The following is a 20,600-nucleotide window of genomic DNA, read 5'->3' on the forward strand; positions in this document are numbered from 1 at the left end:
TTTTCGCTCAATGTTAGCTTTCGTTTTTTGTTTTTAAGAATTCAGGATCTTTATTAAGTACAATTACTTCAATAATCTTATTTAATATAGTAGAACAGGAATCAACTCCTTGTTGATTAGAAAAATCTTCCTCAACAAATGCTTTTTCTACAATCAATTGATTATCCTTATGAAGAAATTCAATTTTGAAGATCCCTCTTCCAGTCCAACTTCGATAAAAACTAAGGGTATTTTGGTCAAAAATAATATCCCACTTTTCATCCATATTCATTGCTCTAATTCCTTTTTTTAAAATCTCAGAATCAGAATCATTGTAACTTTTTTCAAAGTCTATTGGTATTAAATCACCATTGAATTTATAGTCTTTCATAAGTAAAGCTAATGTTTAGTGTAAAATACATTTTCACACCTTGTTGTCTACATCTTATTTTATTCTGAGAAGACTTCAAAATGCATAACCTTTCCAGGGAAGTCGACCAAGTATTTCTCATCTTCCTTGTAAGATACTGCTTTTTCAAAATTTGGCCCTGTAAAGTTTTTTATAGCATCTAAACCTTCCCAAAAGGTTAATAACTTAAAGTAATTAAATTCATTATCAGCACGTTTAAGAAAAGTGAGCTTTACAAATCCTAACGTTTTTTTGTAATCAGGTATATCTCGTTCCTCAATAATTTTTTCATATACATCTGAATGCTCTATCTTAGTTTTGCCTTCCCAAATTCTTACTATCATAATAATTGTTTAATGTTGATCCACCTTATACATCCACATTGGTTTCGTATTAGTTTTTAGAATTTCCACTTTTCAACAATATGCTTTCCAAACATTTCATTCAAAATCTCATTACACCATTCTTCAACCTGTTCCTGTCCGATTTCCTTATTAAATAAATCTGCTTGGCAAGAAATAAGGCAACCTTTTATATAGTCACTTACATTATCAAATAGTTTTATGAGATATGGTTGTGTATCGTGGTCATAATAGTAAATTTCTTTAGTTTCACTATGGAAACAGAACATATTACCATTTCCTAAATAGTCGCTAAAAGAAATTAAAAAAGGTAAATGCTTCTTATCTTCATAAGAAAAATCTGGTCCATATTCAGGATTATCTTTCCAAATATTTTTAATCCAATCAATTTCGTCAAGGTTTTGTAGTTGCTCTCCAATATTGGAAATTCCAAACTTCTTGTAAAACAGTTTTAAGTTATCAGGTATAGTAGCACCTAATCTTTTTTCTAATTCAGCTATTATTTCTGTCGAAATTGGGTTTGGCAATTCATCTCCCCAATTATCAGCAAGTTCTGTTATAATATGTTCTGCTTCATCCGACCAGTTCTCATCTCCTATATTTTCAAAAGGAATTATGATTTCTGATTTTGACTTGATATCTATCATTTTTCAATTCACGCTAATGTTTAGTATAAAGTGTCGTTTTATTGCAGTTTACTCCTTGTTATGCCAAGTTTTATTTAATATTTTTTCTAATTCTTTTTTAATTTCTATAATAGCAACTTTAGCCTCTTTTGTTTCATTATCATCCTCTTCATAGAAATTAAATCCAAAGAATTTCATGAGATACGTATTTAAAAGACCTAAACTATCAATCAGGGTTTCAATACTATCTTTATCATATTCAATTGTAATCGTTTTTTCAGCTCCAGTAAATACAGTTAAGTCAGAAGAACCTCCATTATTATTACAATCAATTATTATTAATGATAACGTTAGTATTGCATCAGCAAATAAGGAACTATCCTCTATTTTATCATTTTTCCAAGTGTAATTTATTGCTAATTTTTCGCACGTTTCAGATGTTGTTATAGAATTCCTAATTTTCAACTTCTCCTGTAAGTCACAATATTTGTAGATATCACTAAAAGAAACATGTGCTCCTAAACGTTCTATGAAATATACAAACTCTAAAGCCGAATCATTACCAACAATCCAAATCCATTTCTCTATATATGATTCCATCTATTTTATGTCTTGTTATGAATAGTAGCTTTGAGATTACACACAATGGTTTGTATATGAAACATAGTTTGTAAAAAGATACTACATTTTGGGTTTATCACAGAGCCAATTTTTTATATTTTGATTTAACTTCTAAGTTTTTATTCCAGATTGTAATTCCCATTAGCCCATTTTACTGTTGGGTTGATCCATTCTTTTAAAGGTTTGAACAAAAAACCGTGTCCCATTCCTGTATTCAATTCAATTTCTTTAAAGTGCTTTATTTCACAACTAGAAGTTTTCTTTCTTTCCAATGCTGAAACTCCGAAAGGATCTGATTTTTCATAAATTGTCAAAATATTACCGCAATAATTGATTTCAGAAATATTAGTAATATCGCTGTTTCTAAAACTAGCTATAAAAACAAAATTCAGATCAGGATTGTGTGCTAACGTTGAAACGTATTGAGAGATATAGCCGCCTTTAGAAGTTCCAACCACAGTTATTTTTCTAGGTTTAACACCTTTTTCTAGTAAACTGTCTATTTGATTTACAATTCCGATTGCATATGCTCTCGCATTTACATTCCCGTCTCTTTTTTCACTAATAACTTTAAATCCGCTTTTTTCAAATTCGGCAATAATCTCTTTATATTCAGTTCGTCCAAATTCTGGGTGAGAATCATTCAAATCGTGAGTTTCTAAAAATCGATTGTGAAGGAAGAAAATAAATTGGTCATCATTTTTAGTTTCGCACGCAAATAAAGTCGAACAAAAAAGAATTCCTATTAGTAGTTTTATTTTCATTGATTTTCTAGGTTTCTAAAATTACTGGTAATGTGATTGTATAACAGACGTAGCCTGCCGATAGACGGCTATGATTTGTTATATAGTGTTATGTGTTTTTTTCTTTTTGTTTATTAGATTAATCAGTGTCTGAACTGGAATTGTATCTCTTCTTCTATGAATCATAGAATGACAATTTGGGCATAATGGAATTAAATCTTTTATTGGGTCGCATTGATATGTTGATTTTATTTGATAGAGAGGAATAATGTGATGGACATGAATGTAGTTTTTCCCCAATTCACCGTATGTTTCTTCAAAATCAAATTGGCACACCTGACATGTAAATCCATAATATTCTAAACACTTTTTTCTTGCTTCTGGGTTTCGCTCGTATGCATTTATTGTAATTTGATACTTTTTCTCAAATTCAACTTTATTTGTTCTAATCTAAACTCATTCTCATCTCTAACGAACTAGTTTTAAATCCAGTTTTGGTATAGGCTTCTTTTGCAACCTTATTCTCTTTATAAACATTTAGACGAACTTCTAACACTCCTCTTCTTCTTAACCATTCAATTAATTGATTAACAATTTCTTTATTAATTCCTTTTCTTCTCCAATTTGGACTTACATACATGAATCCTAAATATCCAAATTCTTTGATTTTTTCATACGGTTGTGATAATATTATTTTTGCATAACCTGATCCTACTACTTCTTTTTCTATCTCTGCTACTAACACTTCTACATCCGATGATTTTATAAATTCTTTTAAATCATAGTAATGAATTTTTCCTTTTTTTAATGATTCATCAAAATTCCTTTCATAAGTTGCTATCTCTTGTTCGAATTCTAGCAATTTTGGTAAATCTTCTAATCTTGCGGATCTTATTTCCATCATCTTATTAGCTTTTTATCTTTTTGAACATAACGATTTGTGTATGAAACGTAGTCTGTAAAAAGATACTACATTTTGGGTTTATCACGGAGTTAATTTTTTTATATTTTGATTTAACTTCTCAGTTTTAAAGCCAAAATAAAAACTTGCCAGTCTCAGCAAGTACAACGCAAATCTTTCAATTTAGTACTTAATTAGTTATGTTTTATAAACGTTGTTGTAGCTAGTTATTTTTAGTTCCGAATGTTATTTAATTCAGTTTCCAATTCTGTTTTTATTATATTTTCGGTTGTCGTTAAAGTTTCGTTTAATAAATTATTCTGTTCGTAAGGATCGTTATTAAGGTCGTAAAATTCATCGTTTCCATTTTCATTTTTAAAAAGTTTGTAATCACCATTACTTATTGTCCATAGATTATTAGTTCCATCATTTTTTTCACAATATTGAAAATTTCTAACTCTTTCAGATTGCGATAATAAAGATTTAAAACTTTTATTGTCGTGAATTTCACGAGATGAAACTCCAGCAATTTGAGCAATTGTGGAAAATAAGTCAGTACTCGTAATTAAATTTTCATCATTTCCTGTTCTTAAAACTCCGTTTCCAGAAATAAACATAGGAACATTTATTCCTCCTTGATTCAAAGAACCTTTTGCTGTAAAAAAAGTGTATGGTGATTGTGCAACTTCATTTGGCGTTCCATTATCACCAATAAATATAATAACAGTATTATTTCTTTCCTCTTCTGATATATTTTCTAATAATTTTCCTATTTGAAAATCCATTGCTTCTATTGATGCCATATAATAAGGTGTTTCATCCATTCCGTTAGAAAATTCGGGCAAAAAACCTTGAGAGTGCATATCATTAGGTGGAGTGTGAAAAGGCGCATGAGGTGCATTGTAAGCTAACCATAAAAACCAAGGTTTTTCTTGTTGATTTATCCAATCTGTCGCTAAATCTGTAAATTTGGTTGTGGCATAATCTGTTTCAATATTACTTGTACCATCTTCTGTGAGTAGCCAATTGTAATAATTTTGTGGCTCGCCTCTTATTAGACCAGCATAATAGTCAATTCCTAAAATTTCTGGATTGAAAGTACTACTATTGCCAGACAAATGCCATTTGCCTATTATTGCAGTTGAGTACTTGTTATTTGTTTGTTCATTTATATATTTCTGCAGACTTGTTTCAGATAAACTGATTTCATCTCCTGCCCATTTTACGCCTGTTCTATATCCATATTTTCCAGTTAGGATTGATGCTCTAGTAGGCGAACAAGTTGGATAAGACCAAAAATTTGTAAAAGATAAACCTGAATTACGAATTGCATCAATATTTGGTGTATTGGGTTTTATAGTTCCTTCAGAAAATCCATTAATGGCATCTTTTCCTAAATCGTCAGCGATTATAAAAAGTATGTTTGGTGTATTTTTAATAGGATTTGTAATTGTTGATGTTTCATCATTTGAACTACAACCAAAAAGAAATAAAGAAGTTAAGCTTAAAATAATAAATTTCATAAAATAAAAAGGTGGTTTTTATTTAAAAGGATCACTATACTTTTCATCGTTAATCATCTGTTCATCTGTAAGTGTCTTTAGAAAAGCGATTATCGCATCTTTTTCAGTTTGTGTAAAATTAAATTGTCCAACTTCTCCATTATCATTGACTAATGGTGTTATAAGATTAGAATGATTTTGAATACCACTACTATAATGATTAATTACTTCTTCTAAAGTTGTAAACCTACCATCGTGCATATAAGGTGGACGAATCGCAATGTTTTTTAATGACGGGACTTTAAATTTTCCAATATCGTTTGGATTACCAGTTGCTTCATTAACACCTAAATCGGTGGTTGAGGTTGCATCTAAACCATTGGTTGTAGCAAAAGTTGTAAGAGGAATATTGGTTGTTGGAAAAGGTCCTACAAAAGCTTCTGTTTGGTGGCAACCGACACAATTTCCCATCACTCCATTTGTAAGTTGTCGCGGTGCATAAAAAAGTTGTTTTCCTTGATTTTCTTGTGTAGTAAAACTTGGAAAATCTACAACAGGTGATGTAACTTCAGTTCTTGCTTGGTCATATCTTGATGTTGTACTTACCATACTTCTTATAAATTGAGCTAATGCTTTAGATATTCTATCACTAGTAATAGTTTCATCCCCAAAAGCGTCATTAAATAAGGTTGGATAATATGTTTGGTCGTTTGCAATTTGAACTAATTGAGATAATGTTAATCCCATTTCAACTTCATCTTGAAAAGGCATTAAAACCTGATCTTCAAGGGTTTCTGCTCTTTCATCCCAAAAGAATTGTCCACCAGCATAAAATCGAGCATTAACAATTCCCATAGAATGTCTTCTTGTTAGTTCATTATTAAAGCCTTCGCTCAAAACATTTGGGTCTGAAAAACCGTGTTGAGCTTGATGACAAGATGCACAGGATACTGTGCCATTGGCACTCAATTTTTTGTCATAAAATAGTACTCTACCTAATGTTGCTCCTGCATCGGTTATTTGGTTATCAATTGGTGTATTATCATACGCCGTAACTGCTTGAAATTGAAATTGTATAGGAAACTCATTTGTTGTATAATAACCAGGAAGAGGTATGTTGGCGTAATTAAAATAGTTTTCTGGTAGATTTAATTCTGCAAGCGGATTTTCTTCTATTGGGATGTATTCTCCATTATCTGTTTTGCTACAAGAAGAAAATAATACTATAATTATTAATAATAAATAGATTGTGTTTTTCATAAATTTAGAGTCAATTGGTTATAAACTTTTGACTTTAATTAAGGAAAAAGGTTTAATTTAAGGACGATTTAATTGGCTACAATGTTACGGGTATGTGTTGTGACATTTTAAAGGATGGCATAGTCATATACCAATTGTTATGCCCTGTTTTTATTTCAATTTTTCTGATTCATTTATAGATATCAGTACTTCACCTTTACATGATATCCCAGCGTTATTGGGAATTTCATAGTATATCCAAATGACTTTAGTATGGTTTTTGAAAGTCCAGGTAATTTACTAGATACCTTAAAGTCTCCGCTGCCTGTATAATCCACCCATTGTAAGGTTATTATAATATTTTCGCTTACTACAATATTGTATGGTTCTAAATCAATCTCAAGAAAACCACTGGTATCTTTAAAATCCACATATATATTTTCGGTATTTATTTTCTCTCCCAAACCACCATCTCGAAGCGCATAAATATTTAACCTCAACTTAATGGATTCATAGGTGTTTGTGACAACATGAGCTCCAAACTTTAGCAAATGAGTATTCTTTTTTTGAATTTTAATTTTTCTTCCTAATTCACTACCCACATCAGCAGAGAAACCGTAACCAAGAGAAGAAGTAGTTTGACTTCCAAGTGTCTTGATTTTCCATCTGGTTTTGCTGATGATTACCGTTTCATCAAGTTCTTCAATGTTCTCCTGAAGACCAATCGCAGTATTTGAATTAAGAAATTTCTTCAAGGATTTTAAAGTAAATGATTTCGATTCATAACCAATATAACTAAAGACAATACTATCATTTTCTTGTGCATTTTTGGGATCTAACACAAAACTACCATCTGCTTTGGTAATGCAACCAATATTTTTGTTGGGAACATTAATATTGGCATAGGAAAAAGGTTGGTTTGTGTTCGCATCCACAACGAGTCCTTTCAAAGGCGATGTCTGAGAAAAAGAAAAGGAGGAAGCACATAAGATCGCTAGTATATAAAAGATGGTATTTCTTTTTTTGAATAGTAATCTTTTCAAAATCATAATCAGTTCGTTTTAGTTCGTGTTTTGTATAATTTCAATGTAGCAGCAAAGGTCATACCAACTTGTAATTTATCTTTGTTTAAGACCTTCCTCGTATTGAGTTGTGTACCAAAACGGGGAATCAGAATCAAGTTTATAATCTGCAAAAACAATTAAAATAGTCTATAAATTATGAATGTTTAAAAAACTTTAATCGAGTAGTTTATATGTTTGTTGACGTCTTGGTTATAGATAATATGAGAGCTAATTGAAGTGGATTTTCGGTTAAGTACTAGAGCTATTGTTGGTTATAGTATTTTCTTTTTGATAAAGCTTATTCACTTTTGGTTGGATAATCCAAATTCCGATAAAATAAAACCACAATAAGAAAAACTCTCCAGCAAAATCTCCAAATCCCACTTTTCTTTGTAGTTCGGCAGTTTTAATTGTTTTTGCCACAAAATACATTGAATAAAAAATACAAAACATCGAAAAAAGATGAAGTGGTAAAATAATTCCAGTTATTCTACCGCTATTTGCAAATGCATTATTTCCTATTCCAGAAAAAAGATTACCCATATAAATCATGAAAAAAATGATGTAGATTAAAGGAATAAAGAATAAAATCTTAAATTTTTTCACCTTCATTTTAATTTCTTGTGGAATATTTTTCTGAAGTCCAATTGCAATTGACCAAAACCAACCAAAAAACACTAGGGTAAAAAGAATCATAATTATAGGAAACATTCGAAAAGTATTCATAACATTTTCGGGGTTTGAATTCGATTCAATTTCAAATTCTGAGAACATATTAAACATTGTATAAAATTGAAAAAGCAATGGAATTCCGAGCATTACTATAAACAATTGCCAATGTTTTGCTTTTAAAAAAATATCTGTCATTTATTCTATTGGTTTTGGTAATGGTGTTGTAGCTAATGTGTTTGTGTAAGAATAGTGCGATTTTGTGTGCGAGGATTTTACGCAGGAAAATCAGACGTAACAAAAGTTCACGTACTCTTGATTAGGTACCAAACTAAGCATTATTTTTATACTGTGTCGTGGTGCATTTTTAGTCGAGATCTATGATTCCTCTATAGTAATTTATTTGAGCAATTCCTAAGTGACCATTTTCAGTACATTTTTCAATCATTATGTTTCTTCCTTTGGATAATTCAAGTAAAAAATAATTCTCATATCCATTTATTGTGATCTTTACTTTATAATCTTTACTGTTAAGATATTGTGTAACTTGCTTTCTTTTGTCTTTCGTTTGGATTATAATCTTTCCTTCGTTTTTATATTCGAAATACGAAAAGTAATATCCTGTACTTCCGATAATTTTGTCAGACGTTATAATTTCGTTTTGAAATATTTTTGCTCCATTTAATTCAATTGAAATTTCGTCATTTTTGAAGCAGCTTCCAAGGGAAATCGAAAAGTCATTTTTATTTTTTGATACTTTTTCTTGAAGAGTAGTTTTACAACCAATCAACAGTATTAAAATCAGTATTGATGTTATTTTTTTCATACTCACAATGTTCTTCTTCAAATGTGCCACAACGTCTCGGCTATGAGTAGTTGCGTGGATTAAAACTTAACTTGGTGTGTACTTGCAATTACTTATAGCCATTGTTGTGCATAGTTTTTATTCCATTAGTCTAAACCAATCTTTAACAGTCAATTCCAATCTCACAACTTCATCTTCTGCTAATGGACTACAATGTGCTATTGGTCCTCTTAATTGATTTAAATTGGTCATTATTCGTTGAAATGACCTTTGACCTCTTTTAAATAAGACTTCAAATGCCTCCCAATTCCCGCTAACAATTTGACTTAATTCTCCAAAGGTTGTGTAGTCAATTTTGTTTTCTGAACGAATTGTAAATCCTGAATCCTCATCTCGTTTGATATTCGAATCCACATTATTTCGAATAGCCTCTTTTACTTGTTCGTCCCACCAATTTTCTCCATATTTTTCTTCCATCAATTCTGAAATCAGTTTACGTATAGATTTCTCAAGACAATAAAAAACTTCATAATGTTCTGCCATTGCATTGGCTTCTTTTCTAAATTCAGAGTCGAATTGCAGATAATATTCTTTCTTTTGAACTTCCTCTTTGGGACTTCTCCCTAAATTGACATCATAGTCTTTCTCAACCTTATCTAGATGGTGCTCCGTTAAAGAGTTAGCCATACTAAAGAGCTTTATTTTATCTAATTTACTCATCAAGTAAGTTGTCTTTTAGTGACTTGAAAATAGCATCATAAATTGCAGGGTCATCTGTTTTTGGAAGCACCAAATTGATGGTATAATTTAAACCGAGTTTTGGTTTTACTGTATTTGGGATATTCGGTACTTGACTGTTTGATTGAGTATTTTCTTTTTGCTTTGGTTTTGCCTCTATTTTAGCTGCTGGTTTTTTAGCCTCAAAATCAGCAAAGTCCTTAGCATTGTTAAAAGACCGAACAATAACTTTTACAGTATGGTTGTCGTGAGGTTTACCCGTGATTTCACAAACTAATTTAGTTAGTTCTTTTGTAGCTAAATCTTGTGCATAAGCGTTTCGAGTAAATAATTCTTCATATCCAGATTTTAGGGCATTTGCCATTGCTGCTCCTCTATAGTCTGGATTTCTAAAATTTTTGTAAATCTGTGTTGGTGTCCCATCAGCATTCAATAGTCCACACTTTTTTGCCCAAGAAATAAAAGTTCTTTGATTCCCTCCAGGAAAACCAAGTTTAGTGCCTAAAAAATCTCCATTGAAATTTTCTGGAACACTTGCCTCAATTATTTTATTCAAAATTTTTGGGATTGAGCCTGGTGAACTCATATAAGGTAAATCTTTACTCATATTTCTTTGTTTTTAAATTATGCACAACGTTTAATATATGTGTCGTGGCGAAGCAAATTGTTACCTAACCATCGACATTTCTGCGCAGATTTTATACTTTAATTTAGCTTTAAAATCACTGCGCCATCCTAAATATACAAGAACCCTTCGATTAACCCCAAATTAGCCATGATCACATCATATAGTGTTGTATAACGTAACTTATTTCTTAATAATTTTTAATAATTTCAATTCATCTATTAGTTTTTCAAAAGACCCCTCCGTCATTTCATTTTTATTAATTTTCATAGGTAAATTTTTTTGATTCTTTTCTACAAGAAATATAATGTCTGATTTTAATATACACTTAGCTATTTGAGACTTAAAAACAATTCTTTTTCTACCATTCTGATTAAATTCGAGAGATGTTGGTTCAAGTATTAAATTCATTTTTCCAAGAGTAATTTTCGAAAGACTTTTATTTAAGCTTTTAGTTATTACTAGTATGTCCAATATTTTAAAAAAAACAAAGCTCGAAATGAGAATGATTAATCCAAATCCCATACTAGTCATAATTTTCCAATTCGTATATGATTGTAGACATAAAAACAAAATAATAGAGAACACTAATCCAATAACAAGTATTTTTAACGAGTTCTTATACTTATCTGTTAAGTAAAGTTTATAATCACTTATGAAATTCGATTTTTTGTAATCAATTAAGAAATTTATCTTTTTTTTCAAGTTCTCTTTTTTATGTTATACAACTACTAAATAATAACAATTGCTGTTATTTCCTTTTGTAACTATTTACAATCCTTTGTACACGGATAAATTCGTACATTATCCACTATTATTTGCGACAAACGTTTTCTAAAGAAACGTAAATTCCTGTAAATAAAAAAACCAGTAAAATGAGTTTTACTGGTTTTTGGGGTGTTGTGAAAGTATAATTTGGCTAATATCTACGTATACTTCTTTATTTGATTACCATTTTAGAGTATTTCATCTATTTCAATTTTTCTAATGCATTTTTGGCTTCTTTGTTTCCATCAATCTCGATAGCTTTTGTAAAGTATTCCATCGCCTTAGTTTTGTCTTTTTTTGCATTATAAAATTTACCTAATGCCAGATAGCTATTAGAATTGTTAGGATAAAAATCCAGATTCATCTCATAATATGCTAATGCTTTTTTAGGAAGATTATGACCATCGAGCATATAAGAACCAATATCGTTTACCAGCGCCCAATCGGGTTTTACTTCACGGTTCATATGATCGCTTAATTTTTTATAATGTGAATAAAACGGATCTATTAATTGCTTCACAGAATATATTTTTGGTGTATTAAAGCGCCACAATTCTGGAAAAGGAAACCAAGAAAAAATAGCCCGTAATCCATTATATTGGGCTGGTACAACAATACTTCCGTGATCTTCGTTTTTAAAATATTCCCAGGTAAAATTAAGTTCTTTACTGTTTTTTACTAGTATATCATGAAACTTTAAATTAGCTCTAATCTGCTCAGTAGGAACAGATTTGTCTTTTCTTACTTTTACGGTATCCATTGCCTTACCGATACTATTGGCAACTGCGATATACAATGATTTCTCTTTTCGGTTTCCTTTTTTAAGTAGGTCTTGTGTCTTTTTTACCAGATCTTCTTTATCCCACCAAAGACTGGGATCTATTGCCAAATAATTATCAAAAATACTCTGGTGATATAAGAAAGAGTAAAGTACAAATAGACCACCTGTTGAATGACCAATAATAGTACTGTTATTTTCTGTTGGGTATTTATTATTGATAAATGGTTTTAACTCTTTGTCTATAAATTTTATAAAATTACCAGCACCTCCAGAGGTCTCTGATTTGCGTCCTCGCTGAAATTTTACATTCGTAGGTGTAAAATCTCTTGTTCTATCTATATTTGTAACTCCAACAATAATAGATTTAGGAATTTTTAACCGTGTTAATTGTTTTAGCATTCCAGTAACTGCATAAAACTGGTTAGAGGCATCTAACACATATATCACGGGATACTTTTTTGTAGCGTCAAAATCTTTGGGTGTATGTATCCAAATTTCTCTTTGTTCTTGCAGTATTTCAGAATACAAACTATCTACGTTCCCTATTACCAGTTGTTTTTTATCATTCTGAGAGAATTGTCCATGGCTTTTAAAGCAAATGATTAATAGCATTAATACAAGTAGTGATTTGTGTGCTTTCATTTAATTAATTTTACAGTTTTGAGTAATTTTATTTAAAATGGTTTTTAGTTGCATTAATTCATTTGGAGTGATACCATCGATAGCAATTTGTCTGTTTGTATTGATTATAGGGCTTAACTTTTTTAAAGAGATTTCTCCTTTATTAGTGATTTTTAATACAGCTGCTCGTTTATCTTGTTCATTGACCGTTTTTATGATATATTCTTTTTTAATCATTAAACCAATGATACGTGTCATCGAAGCATAATCTTTAAATATTAAATCTGCAATTTCGGTTTGAGTAATTTGATTTTCACTAATGATCTGAAGTATTAAAGCCTGATCTACGGTAATATCTGAGATTACTTTTTTAATTTCTCTTGCACTCAATTTCCTATATGCTTTTATAGCTTCTTCTATAGCATAAAATATAGTTGATGAGGGATTATTGACGTTCATAAGCATTTACTTGATATATCAAACATACACATATATTTGATATATCAAGTAAATTCATTGTTAAATTTTAAAAGTAAACTTAACACAAGCGTATAAGAAGTAATTATAAGGATGTTGGTGGCGTATGTTTGTAGTGCTTAAAGGATTCAAACTTCTGATGAGTCTTATTTAAACTCATCTCCAAGCCATATCTCAAAATGTCGCGGTCTTATATTTGCATTAGGGTAGCGTTTACTCAAATCAACTACTTGGATTGAAGCTCCAAAATCTCTTACTACATTTACTATTTTTCTAGCTAATTTTAGTTCTTCTTTTTTAAATACTCTCAATTGAGATTCTTGAAAAGAATATTCCTTTAGCTCAATACCTGGAACACTAATACCATTTTCGAATTCACCTTCTTTTGATTCCAAAAAAGACTTTAATTCTTTAGCTCTGTTTCTTTGGTTTTTTTGATTAATATGAAAATAAACTCTAGAGAATAAATCTGTATCTAAATCTTTTAGCTGAGCGTTACTTTTTGAGTTTGATTTAATAGTTTCGAAAATTTCACCTGTCTTTATGGCTGTTTCAGAATCTTTTTCATCAGCCTGAACTCTTGATAAGATAGGAATTAAACCATCGTCCAAAAGGTTTTTCCCTTGTAAATACACAGCATAATCAAAACCAGCTAACCTTAATTCGTCATTTTCGTTATTGCAAAGTTTTAAAAGTTCAATTGTATTTTGAAAATCTCTCTGATTTTTATTTGCAAGTTCTTTTTCTTGATTGAACTTTTGACCTACTAAAAAAATCGTTAGCGGAATTAAAATGGCTCCAATTATTTTACTAATTACTTCAAGTTTTGACCAAAAATCTTTATTGTCTGACATAATCTCCTAGATGTTTGCTATCGTTATGGTATATATTGTTACATCTGTTAGGATCGTATCATCATATACCAGTTATTGTCATTTACATTTGCAACTATTTACAATCCTTTGTGCACGGATAAATTCATATATCATCAATTATTACTTTTTACAAACGCATTCTAAAGAAACGTAAATTTCCCTAAATAAAAAAACCAGCAAGATGTATCGTGTTAGTTTTTTGATGTATATTTTGGTTGCATTATTGATCTTTTAGTTACCGCTTTGACAAGCTAATTGTGGCGACGAAGGGCTTGAGGGATTCGATAAAGTCCTACTCTATTTTAGTAGTAAATATTTTCTCAAATCTTTGAATAAACTCATCTTTAAAACAGACCTTTTTATTAGTATACGGATGTATAAAACCCAACGAATACGCATGCAAATACAAGCCCTTGCCTTTTAAAATTAAATGCTCCATTCCATATACTGCATCTCCTAGTATTGGATTCAATATACTGAGCAGATGTTTACGTAATTGATGCCTTCTTCCTGTTTGGGGTTTCAATTTTACCAGGTTTAATGTTCCGAATCTCTTGGAGAAAACGGATTCGAGAACTTTATAATTGGATTGAGATTGCTTACCATCAATTTCTGAAGTGATGTTGCCTCCATCGTTCATTTCACCAATCGTAATCGCATAATATATTTTCTCAATCTTTTTATCCTCAAACATTTTATTTAAAACCCGAATACTACTAGTTGTTTTCCCAACCAATAAAATACCTGTTGTTGCATAATCTAATCGATGAACGGGTTGAGGTTTTGTAGCATCAGGAAGATTACTTTGTTGAATATTTTGAGCTAAGGCATTGGCAATGGTTTTAAAACTATTACCGCTTACCAAAATACCAGCAGGTTTATGAATCACCGCTAAATGATCATCTTCAAATAAAACCGTAAGTGGAAAAATCAACCTGTTATGAGCACTAACTTCTTCTGGAATACACAACTGTATGCATTCACCTCCTTGTAGCATAGTTCCCGAAGTTGCAATAACATCATTAACCTTAATGAACCCTTTCTTTATTGCTTTTTTTAGTGCTGACTTTGTTAACGCTGCAACAAAAATACCAACACCATATTCTTGTAGTCGAATTGGAGTGAGTGTGGTAGGAACAATATGAATTTTGGTTGGATGAATTATATTTTATTTTTTAAACGTTGATATGTAAAGATATAACTAAATGTACCCTTTATCTTTATTCTAAAATATATTCTGAAAAAAAGCTAAATTTCTAAGTATCAAAACCAGCAAAGTATGAACTGCTGGTTTTGATGTGTAATTTACCCTTTGAGTGCTTCAGGGTTTAAGTAGGTAGCTGATTTATTCAATGATTGCTGGAAGTACGTATTGTTCCAGAATGTTTTCTGGTTGCTGTAATAGTTTTCGGCTTCGATAATTTCCAGAAGTAATTACCACTACAGCTTGTAGTTCTGGAATCACGCAAATATATTGTCCGCCAGCACCTCTTGCTTCGATAGATGCCACCTTCTTATCTCCTACTGTATAGGTTTTATGCCACCATAGATATCCATATTCGTTTTTGTCTCTTACATCCTGTAATCGTCTGTATTTTTTAAAAGATGCATCTACCCAATTTTCAGAAATGATTTGCGTTCCTTTCCACTTCCCTCTATTCAAATATAATTGTCCAAACTTTAGCATATCTCTTGGTGTTAAATACATACCACCACCAAAATAAGGTGTAGTTGCTGTATTCTCTGTCTGAATGATATAATTGGTAATCCCTAATGGAGATAACAATTTTTGATCCATATACAATTCTAAGGGTGTTGATAATTGCCCATCTAAAATTACACCTAATAAAAATGGATTGGCTGAGCCATAATTAGCGCCAGTTCCTGGTTCTTGCACCATTTTTGCTTCTAGCGTTGTTTTTAACCAATTATCAGAACTCTGATAGCTATTTTCTGATGCTGCGCCATCTACATCCAATCCAGAACTCATCGTCAATAAATCTTCAAAATTGATCCTCGCTTTTAAAGAGTCTTTGGTATACTGAAATTCTTTAGGTATAAAATCATATAGTTTTTGATCGATACTTCTTAGAATTTTATCTTCAATAGCAATCCCAATCATTGCAGAAGAAATACTCTTGGATGCGGATCTTTGATCGTGAGAAATATCAGGATTATGTCCATCAAAATACGCTTCGAATACTAGTTTCCCTTCTTTGGCGATTAGTACACTGTGTGTATTAGGCAACTCTTTTTTATTCACCTCATCAATCAATTTCTCTAAAGAAGTGTTTGTAGCTCCAACATCAGTGGTACTTGCTGTGATCCAACCATCATTCAACGTTGCAGGTTTGTTAACTTTTTGACTGTTAAGACCGCTTGGCTTTAAAGAAGATAAGTCAATATCAGAACGCTTAAAATTGACGGCTGTTACGATTCGTTTTCCTAATAAAATTTCTAAAGCAATGCTATCTTTTATGAGTTTAACTCTAAATCTAAGACCCGTTTTATAATCTCTAGATACTAAAGCATCTCCTTCTTTTTTACTACTATTCACCCAAGTTCCTGTAAATCGTTGGTCCCCAAAAAATGGATACGTAACAAGGCTACCACCTTCATTCTTTTCTACACCTAGATACATGGTTTGTGATTGCAAGCTATCCACCATAAAAATATTCCAAACACCGCTATAAGTACTATCATTTGTCTTTTGTAAAGTAACGTGATACATTAAAATTCCAGACTTTACAAATCCAGTAATTCCTGTTTTATCTTGGGTAAAAGAAAGATCAAAATGAATGTCATCATCAATACTTCCCTGAAGGCGTCTTGCGTTGGTTACTACTAGTTTTTCCTTTATGGTAGTTTCAGGATTAGTAATTGTTAGTTCATACGAACCAGCTTGTGATTCCTTTATAGTGAGGTTAAAATTTAAAGTATTTTTATTTGCTAATTTCCCTTCCCAGTTTCCTTCCCAATTTCTTTCGGAGGAGTTTGTTCTCTGCTGCGAACAACCTGTTAGAACAGATACAAAAAGAAGTACTACTGTTATTACATTTTTACACATGGTCTTTTATACTTTTTATGAAAGTCAAAAGTACTTTCTTACTGCTTCAAAAAATTGTATCAGATTAACATTATAGGTTTTTATAAAGATTTTTTCTATAAAAACTAGGATTCATTTCAAAATAGGACTTAAACACTCGATTAAAATGACTCTGATCAGAAAACCCTGTTTGATAGGCAATCTCAGTTAATGAATTTGAAGAATCTAAGATCAGAGGGATTGCTTTTTTTATTTTATGTTGTCTGATATACTCACCAAGACTAGCTGAAAGATATTTTGGTGCGGATCTGGATATATGCACTGGATGCACATCTAATTGATCAGAAAGATATTGAAGACTCAATTTCGAGGTATCGTAATGTAACAGTTCTTGTAATTTAATAATCCAATTAGGAATATTTTTGGAGTCATTTTCTTTAATCTCTCCCAATGCTTCGCTAATCTGAATTAATAAAAGTTCTACAGAGACTTCACTATATTGATCTGACAGCACAAATTCATGATATAATTTTGCAAAAAGGAAATGTATTTTAGGATTTTCTATTAGCTGACTTCCTTCTAGCAGATTGATACTCATTCCGTTATTTTCGAACCAGTCTTGCTGAAATTCTAAATGAAATCCACTTGCGTTTTCAGAATGCTTAGAACCATAATGTGCTTCTTGCCAATTATTAAACATAATGCTTCCTGATGGACATAAAGTTTTTATTTTGGTATTACAATCCATCATATTGCCTTGTAGCACAAACATGAAATACGGATTTTCATGATAATGCCAAGCTGTTTTCTCTACAGTATATTTATATTGAGATAGTAAAATACCATTAAAGGAAATCTCTGAGTTTTGTTTTCCAAAATACGTTCCTTCTCTTAATATTTTCATTGGTATTTAAGCTTGCTAATATTATTATCTCACAGAATATCACCGCAAAAATTCTGCGAATTTCTAAGATAGCCAATTACATTGGATTCTATGTTTAATAGAAAAGAAGAATATATATTAATATAGTCTTCTTTCTTGTTATCTTTCCTTTAAACTATTACTTCGATTAACACTTCGACAAGCTCAGCTTGACAATTCAGAGTTTGTAATATTAGAGCGGATAGTTCTTTCAGATTTACTCTTCTACAGAAACTGCAGATGTATCCACTACTTTTTTAGGAAAATAGTCTTTGGTATTTTCTTCAATTAATCGCTTTAAGCTATTTAAATTTTCATCTTCCTGCGCCTTCATAGCACCAGGCATAAATGAAATCAAAGATTTAGATAATATGCCATTCCCCATAGCTATGGATTTCGTAGTAATGGTAGTTTTACCATCATCTTCTTTAAAAAACATTTCATAATCCATATCCATAAAATCCATAGTGAAGGTCATCGCCATATGTTCGTTTAGTGTTAATGCGGTTACCGTCTCTTCCATCACCATTTCCTCTCCTCTATCCTCTACATAAACTTTAGAAACTGCTCCAACCTCGTTGGCAGTACCACTCACCAATTCTGTTTTTGTAAATCCTTTGATCCATTTTGGCAAATTTGACTCATCCGACATTACTGCCCAGGATTCATTCGCTGGTTTATTGACTACTACTTCATTTTCGTATGACACTGATGGTGTTAACATTCCTTTTCCAAAAAATATCAATGCGAGTATGATAATTAGAAACAATAGATATTTTAGATATTTCATAATTAAGAAGTTTTGTGTTTCTATAAATTTATTAAATTAAATTTAATTATTTGCTTAGATAATAAGTATCCCGTTCATTCTATTTATAGATATAAACTCTTCTAAATAAAAAACCAGAAGACTAAAGCTTCTGGTTTTTAAGGTATGTTTTATAAAAATATATGGTTTTACGGCATTTTTATTTGTTAGCAGCAATCCATGTATTAATCTTATCTTCTAGTAACGCTAAAGGCACACAACCTGTTTCTAAAACTTCATTATGAAACTTACGGATATCGAATTTGTTTCCTAATGTCTCTTCAGCTTTGGCACGTAATTCTCTGATTTTTAATTGCCCTATTTTATATGACAATGCTTGTCCTGGATTGGCCATATAACGTTCGATTTCAGAAATAATTCCAGCTTCGGATTCTGCTTCATTATCCAGTGAATATTGTATGGCTTGCTCTCGTGTCCAACTTTTGGCATGTAAACCTGTGTCTACAACCAATCGAATTGCGCGATGCATCTCTGCTCCTAGCATCCCAAAATATTGGTATGGATCTGTATATAAGCCCAATTCTTTTCCTAAAGATTCTGAGTATAACGCCCAACCTTCACCATAACCACTATACCACAATGTTTTTCGGAATTTTGGTAATTCTTCACTTTCTTGAGTTAAAGAGATCTGATAATGATGTCCAGGAATTGCTTCATGTAAAAACAAGGATTCATCACTATAGGTGTTATACTTGGTTGCATCTGGAATTGGTGTATAAAAAATACCTGGTCTAGTTCCATCCAGTGATCCTGGATTATATTCTGCACTTGCAGAATTCTCTCTAAATGCTTCAGTACGTCTTACCTCGAAAGGTGTTTTTGGTTTTACGTCAAATAATTTTTCTATCTGTGGTTTCATACGATCATGAATCGCATTAAAATTAGCAATGACTTGCTGAGGTTCTTTAAAAGGCATCAATTCCTTTTTGTTACGTACATAATCAAAGAATGATTTTAGATCTCCTTTATAACCAACTTGTTCTTTAATTTTTTCCATTTCGGCAGAAATACGGCCTACTTCAGATAATCCCAATGCATGAATTTCGTCAGCGGTCATATTGGTCGTTGTATACAATTTAATCTGATGTTTGTAAAAATCTTTTCCATTTGGGATTTCTGATATTCCAGAGCTATCTCTTCCTGCATCCATATAAGTTGTACTCATAAATTGGTGTAAGCTTTTATAGGCAGGTATGATCTTTTCTGAAACCATGTTGTGATATGCTTCTGTCAACTGTTTTTTATCTTCTTCAGAAAAGCTTTCTGGAAAATTCTTTACTGGCGAATAGAATAAATGTTTATCCATATCTTCTACAGTCAGTGCTTCTAATTGCGGCAATACTTTGGTGATTAATGATTTTGGGAGTACGTATCCTTCTTTCATTCCTTCCTTCATCTTTGCTTCTGCAGAAGCCATCCAAGCTAAATATCCATCTAAACGTTTTAGCCAATTATTATAATCTTCTACCGTCTTAAAAGGTTGTGCACTGGCTCCACTTGCCAATTGACCTGCTACCAAATTAATTGACCACATCTGATCAATAGGAAAATAATCCTGACGATACTCAAACCCAGCCAGATTCATATCACATTCCCATTGCAGTATAGCTTTGGTCATTTGCTCACTACTAGATAGATCAGCATTATCAAATTCATTTAATTTTTCTTTATATGAAGTATAATATGCTTTTAGTTTTGCTACGGTTTCATCTGCCAATGGATTGGGAAACTGATCGTTAAAACGATTATCACCAGCAAAGGTAGCTTGCACTGGATTAAGTTGTAATCCTTCTTCGTAATACGCATCAAGCATGGTATTAAATGTTGCACTTATATCATTACTTGTTTCCTCCTTAGTTGGTGAAGTAGTTTTTTCGTTTTTACAGGCAATCAAAACGACAGCAAAACAAGTTACTGTTAGTATTCTCTTAATCATAATGGTGTATTTATATGAAGTATAAAAGACAAAAAAACTGTCTTTTACGTATTGTTCTAGAT

23 protein-coding genes are annotated in these 20,600 nt (G+C 31.3%); all 23 read right to left on the reverse strand.

The genetic code is table 11. The features are described 5' to 3' along the window. Positions 1 to 13 precede the first annotated feature (13 nt). Complete coding sequence (locus QBK95_RS04910; RefSeq protein WP_280931174.1) at positions 14 to 370, reverse strand: hypothetical protein; 357 nt, start codon at positions 368 to 370, stop codon at positions 14 to 16. A 59-nt stretch (positions 371 to 429) separates the two neighbouring features. Next, on the reverse strand, positions 430 to 732 hold the full coding sequence (locus tag QBK95_RS04915; protein ID WP_280931176.1) for an antibiotic biosynthesis monooxygenase family protein: 303 nt from the start codon (positions 730 to 732) through the stop codon (positions 430 to 432). A gap of 56 nt (positions 733 to 788) precedes the next feature. Beyond that, positions 789 to 1,397, reverse strand: a complete 609-nt coding sequence (locus QBK95_RS04920; protein ID WP_280931178.1) for an SMI1/KNR4 family protein — start codon at positions 1,395 to 1,397, stop codon at positions 789 to 791. Between the two features lie 48 nt (positions 1,398 to 1,445). Beyond that, positions 1,446 to 1,976, reverse strand: a complete 531-nt coding sequence (locus QBK95_RS04925; protein WP_280931180.1) for an imm68 putative immunity domain-containing protein — start codon at positions 1,974 to 1,976, stop codon at positions 1,446 to 1,448. A gap of 140 nt (positions 1,977 to 2,116) precedes the next feature. Continuing rightward, positions 2,117 to 2,761 (reverse strand): alpha/beta hydrolase, encoded by a 645-nt coding sequence (locus QBK95_RS04930; protein WP_280931181.1) that lies wholly within the window; start codon positions 2,759 to 2,761, stop codon positions 2,117 to 2,119. Positions 2,762 to 2,839: 78 nt separating this feature from the next. Continuing rightward, positions 2,840 to 3,076 carry an HNH endonuclease gene (locus tag QBK95_RS22940; protein WP_445012619.1) on the reverse strand — a complete coding sequence of 79 codons (237 nt, stop codon included), beginning with the start codon at positions 3,074 to 3,076 and terminating at the stop codon, positions 2,840 to 2,842. A gap of 109 nt (positions 3,077 to 3,185) precedes the next feature. Continuing rightward, positions 3,186 to 3,644, reverse strand: coding sequence for a GNAT family N-acetyltransferase (locus QBK95_RS04935; RefSeq protein ID WP_280931183.1), 459 nt, complete (start codon positions 3,642 to 3,644; stop codon positions 3,186 to 3,188). A 230-nt stretch (positions 3,645 to 3,874) separates the two neighbouring features. Continuing rightward, positions 3,875 to 5,164 (reverse strand): sulfatase-like hydrolase/transferase, encoded by a 1,290-nt coding sequence (locus QBK95_RS04940; protein WP_280931185.1) that lies wholly within the window; start codon positions 5,162 to 5,164, stop codon positions 3,875 to 3,877. An 18-nt stretch (positions 5,165 to 5,182) separates the two neighbouring features. Beyond that, positions 5,183 to 6,403, reverse strand: a complete 1,221-nt coding sequence (locus QBK95_RS04945; RefSeq protein WP_280931187.1) for a cytochrome-c peroxidase — start codon at positions 6,401 to 6,403, stop codon at positions 5,183 to 5,185. Between the two features lie 182 nt (positions 6,404 to 6,585). Further along, a complete protein-coding gene (locus QBK95_RS04950) occupies positions 6,586 to 7,431 on the reverse strand; it encodes a carboxypeptidase-like regulatory domain-containing protein (RefSeq protein WP_280931189.1) in 846 nt (281 codons plus the stop codon). 264 nt (positions 7,432 to 7,695) lie between these two features. Continuing rightward, entirely contained in the window at positions 7,696 to 8,313 is a 618-nt protein-coding gene (locus tag QBK95_RS04955) for a hypothetical protein (RefSeq protein ID WP_280931190.1), read from the reverse strand. A gap of 169 nt (positions 8,314 to 8,482) precedes the next feature. Then, on the reverse strand, positions 8,483 to 8,941 hold the full coding sequence (locus QBK95_RS04960) for a hypothetical protein (protein WP_280931192.1): 459 nt from the start codon (positions 8,939 to 8,941) through the stop codon (positions 8,483 to 8,485). Positions 8,942 to 9,058: 117 nt separating this feature from the next. Further along, complete coding sequence (locus QBK95_RS04965) at positions 9,059 to 9,607, reverse strand: Swt1 family HEPN domain-containing protein (RefSeq protein ID WP_280931194.1); 549 nt, start codon at positions 9,605 to 9,607, stop codon at positions 9,059 to 9,061. Positions 9,608 to 9,632: 25 nt separating this feature from the next. After that, positions 9,633 to 10,265, reverse strand: coding sequence for a DUF5343 domain-containing protein (locus QBK95_RS04970; protein ID WP_280931196.1), 633 nt, complete (start codon positions 10,263 to 10,265; stop codon positions 9,633 to 9,635). 201 nt (positions 10,266 to 10,466) lie between these two features. After that, positions 10,467 to 10,808 (reverse strand): hypothetical protein, encoded by a 342-nt coding sequence (locus tag QBK95_RS04975; protein ID WP_280931198.1) that lies wholly within the window; start codon positions 10,806 to 10,808, stop codon positions 10,467 to 10,469. 445 nt (positions 10,809 to 11,253) lie between these two features. After that, the gene (locus tag QBK95_RS04980; RefSeq protein WP_280931199.1) at positions 11,254 to 12,474 is read right to left on the reverse strand and encodes an alpha/beta hydrolase-fold protein; all 1,221 of its coding nucleotides are present in this window, start codon (positions 12,472 to 12,474) and stop codon (positions 11,254 to 11,256) included. After that, positions 12,475 to 12,912, reverse strand: a complete 438-nt coding sequence (locus QBK95_RS04985; protein ID WP_280931201.1) for a MarR family winged helix-turn-helix transcriptional regulator — start codon at positions 12,910 to 12,912, stop codon at positions 12,475 to 12,477. 164 nt (positions 12,913 to 13,076) lie between these two features. Next, positions 13,077 to 13,784 carry a hypothetical protein gene (locus tag QBK95_RS04990; RefSeq protein WP_280931203.1) on the reverse strand — a complete coding sequence of 236 codons (708 nt, stop codon included), beginning with the start codon at positions 13,782 to 13,784 and terminating at the stop codon, positions 13,077 to 13,079. Positions 13,785 to 14,097: 313 nt separating this feature from the next. Further along, the gene (locus tag QBK95_RS04995; protein ID WP_445012621.1) at positions 14,098 to 14,967 is read right to left on the reverse strand and encodes an RluA family pseudouridine synthase; all 870 of its coding nucleotides are present in this window, start codon (positions 14,965 to 14,967) and stop codon (positions 14,098 to 14,100) included. 183 nt (positions 14,968 to 15,150) lie between these two features. Continuing rightward, positions 15,151 to 16,872 (reverse strand): serine hydrolase domain-containing protein, encoded by a 1,722-nt coding sequence (locus QBK95_RS05000; RefSeq protein WP_280931207.1) that lies wholly within the window; start codon positions 16,870 to 16,872, stop codon positions 15,151 to 15,153. Positions 16,873 to 16,942: 70 nt separating this feature from the next. Beyond that, positions 16,943 to 17,755 (reverse strand): AraC family transcriptional regulator, encoded by an 813-nt coding sequence (locus QBK95_RS05005; RefSeq protein WP_280931209.1) that lies wholly within the window; start codon positions 17,753 to 17,755, stop codon positions 16,943 to 16,945. A gap of 235 nt (positions 17,756 to 17,990) precedes the next feature. Next, on the reverse strand, positions 17,991 to 18,563 hold the full coding sequence (locus QBK95_RS05010; protein WP_280931211.1) for an SRPBCC family protein: 573 nt from the start codon (positions 18,561 to 18,563) through the stop codon (positions 17,991 to 17,993). 178 nt (positions 18,564 to 18,741) lie between these two features. Continuing rightward, the gene (locus QBK95_RS05015) at positions 18,742 to 20,538 is read right to left on the reverse strand and encodes a DUF885 domain-containing protein (RefSeq protein WP_280931213.1); all 1,797 of its coding nucleotides are present in this window, start codon (positions 20,536 to 20,538) and stop codon (positions 18,742 to 18,744) included. Between the last annotated feature and the right edge of the window lie 62 nt (positions 20,539 to 20,600).

The sequence above is a fragment of the Aquimarina mycalae genome (assembly GCF_029906345.1).
GTDB lineage: Bacteria > Bacteroidota > Bacteroidia > Flavobacteriales > Flavobacteriaceae > Aquimarina.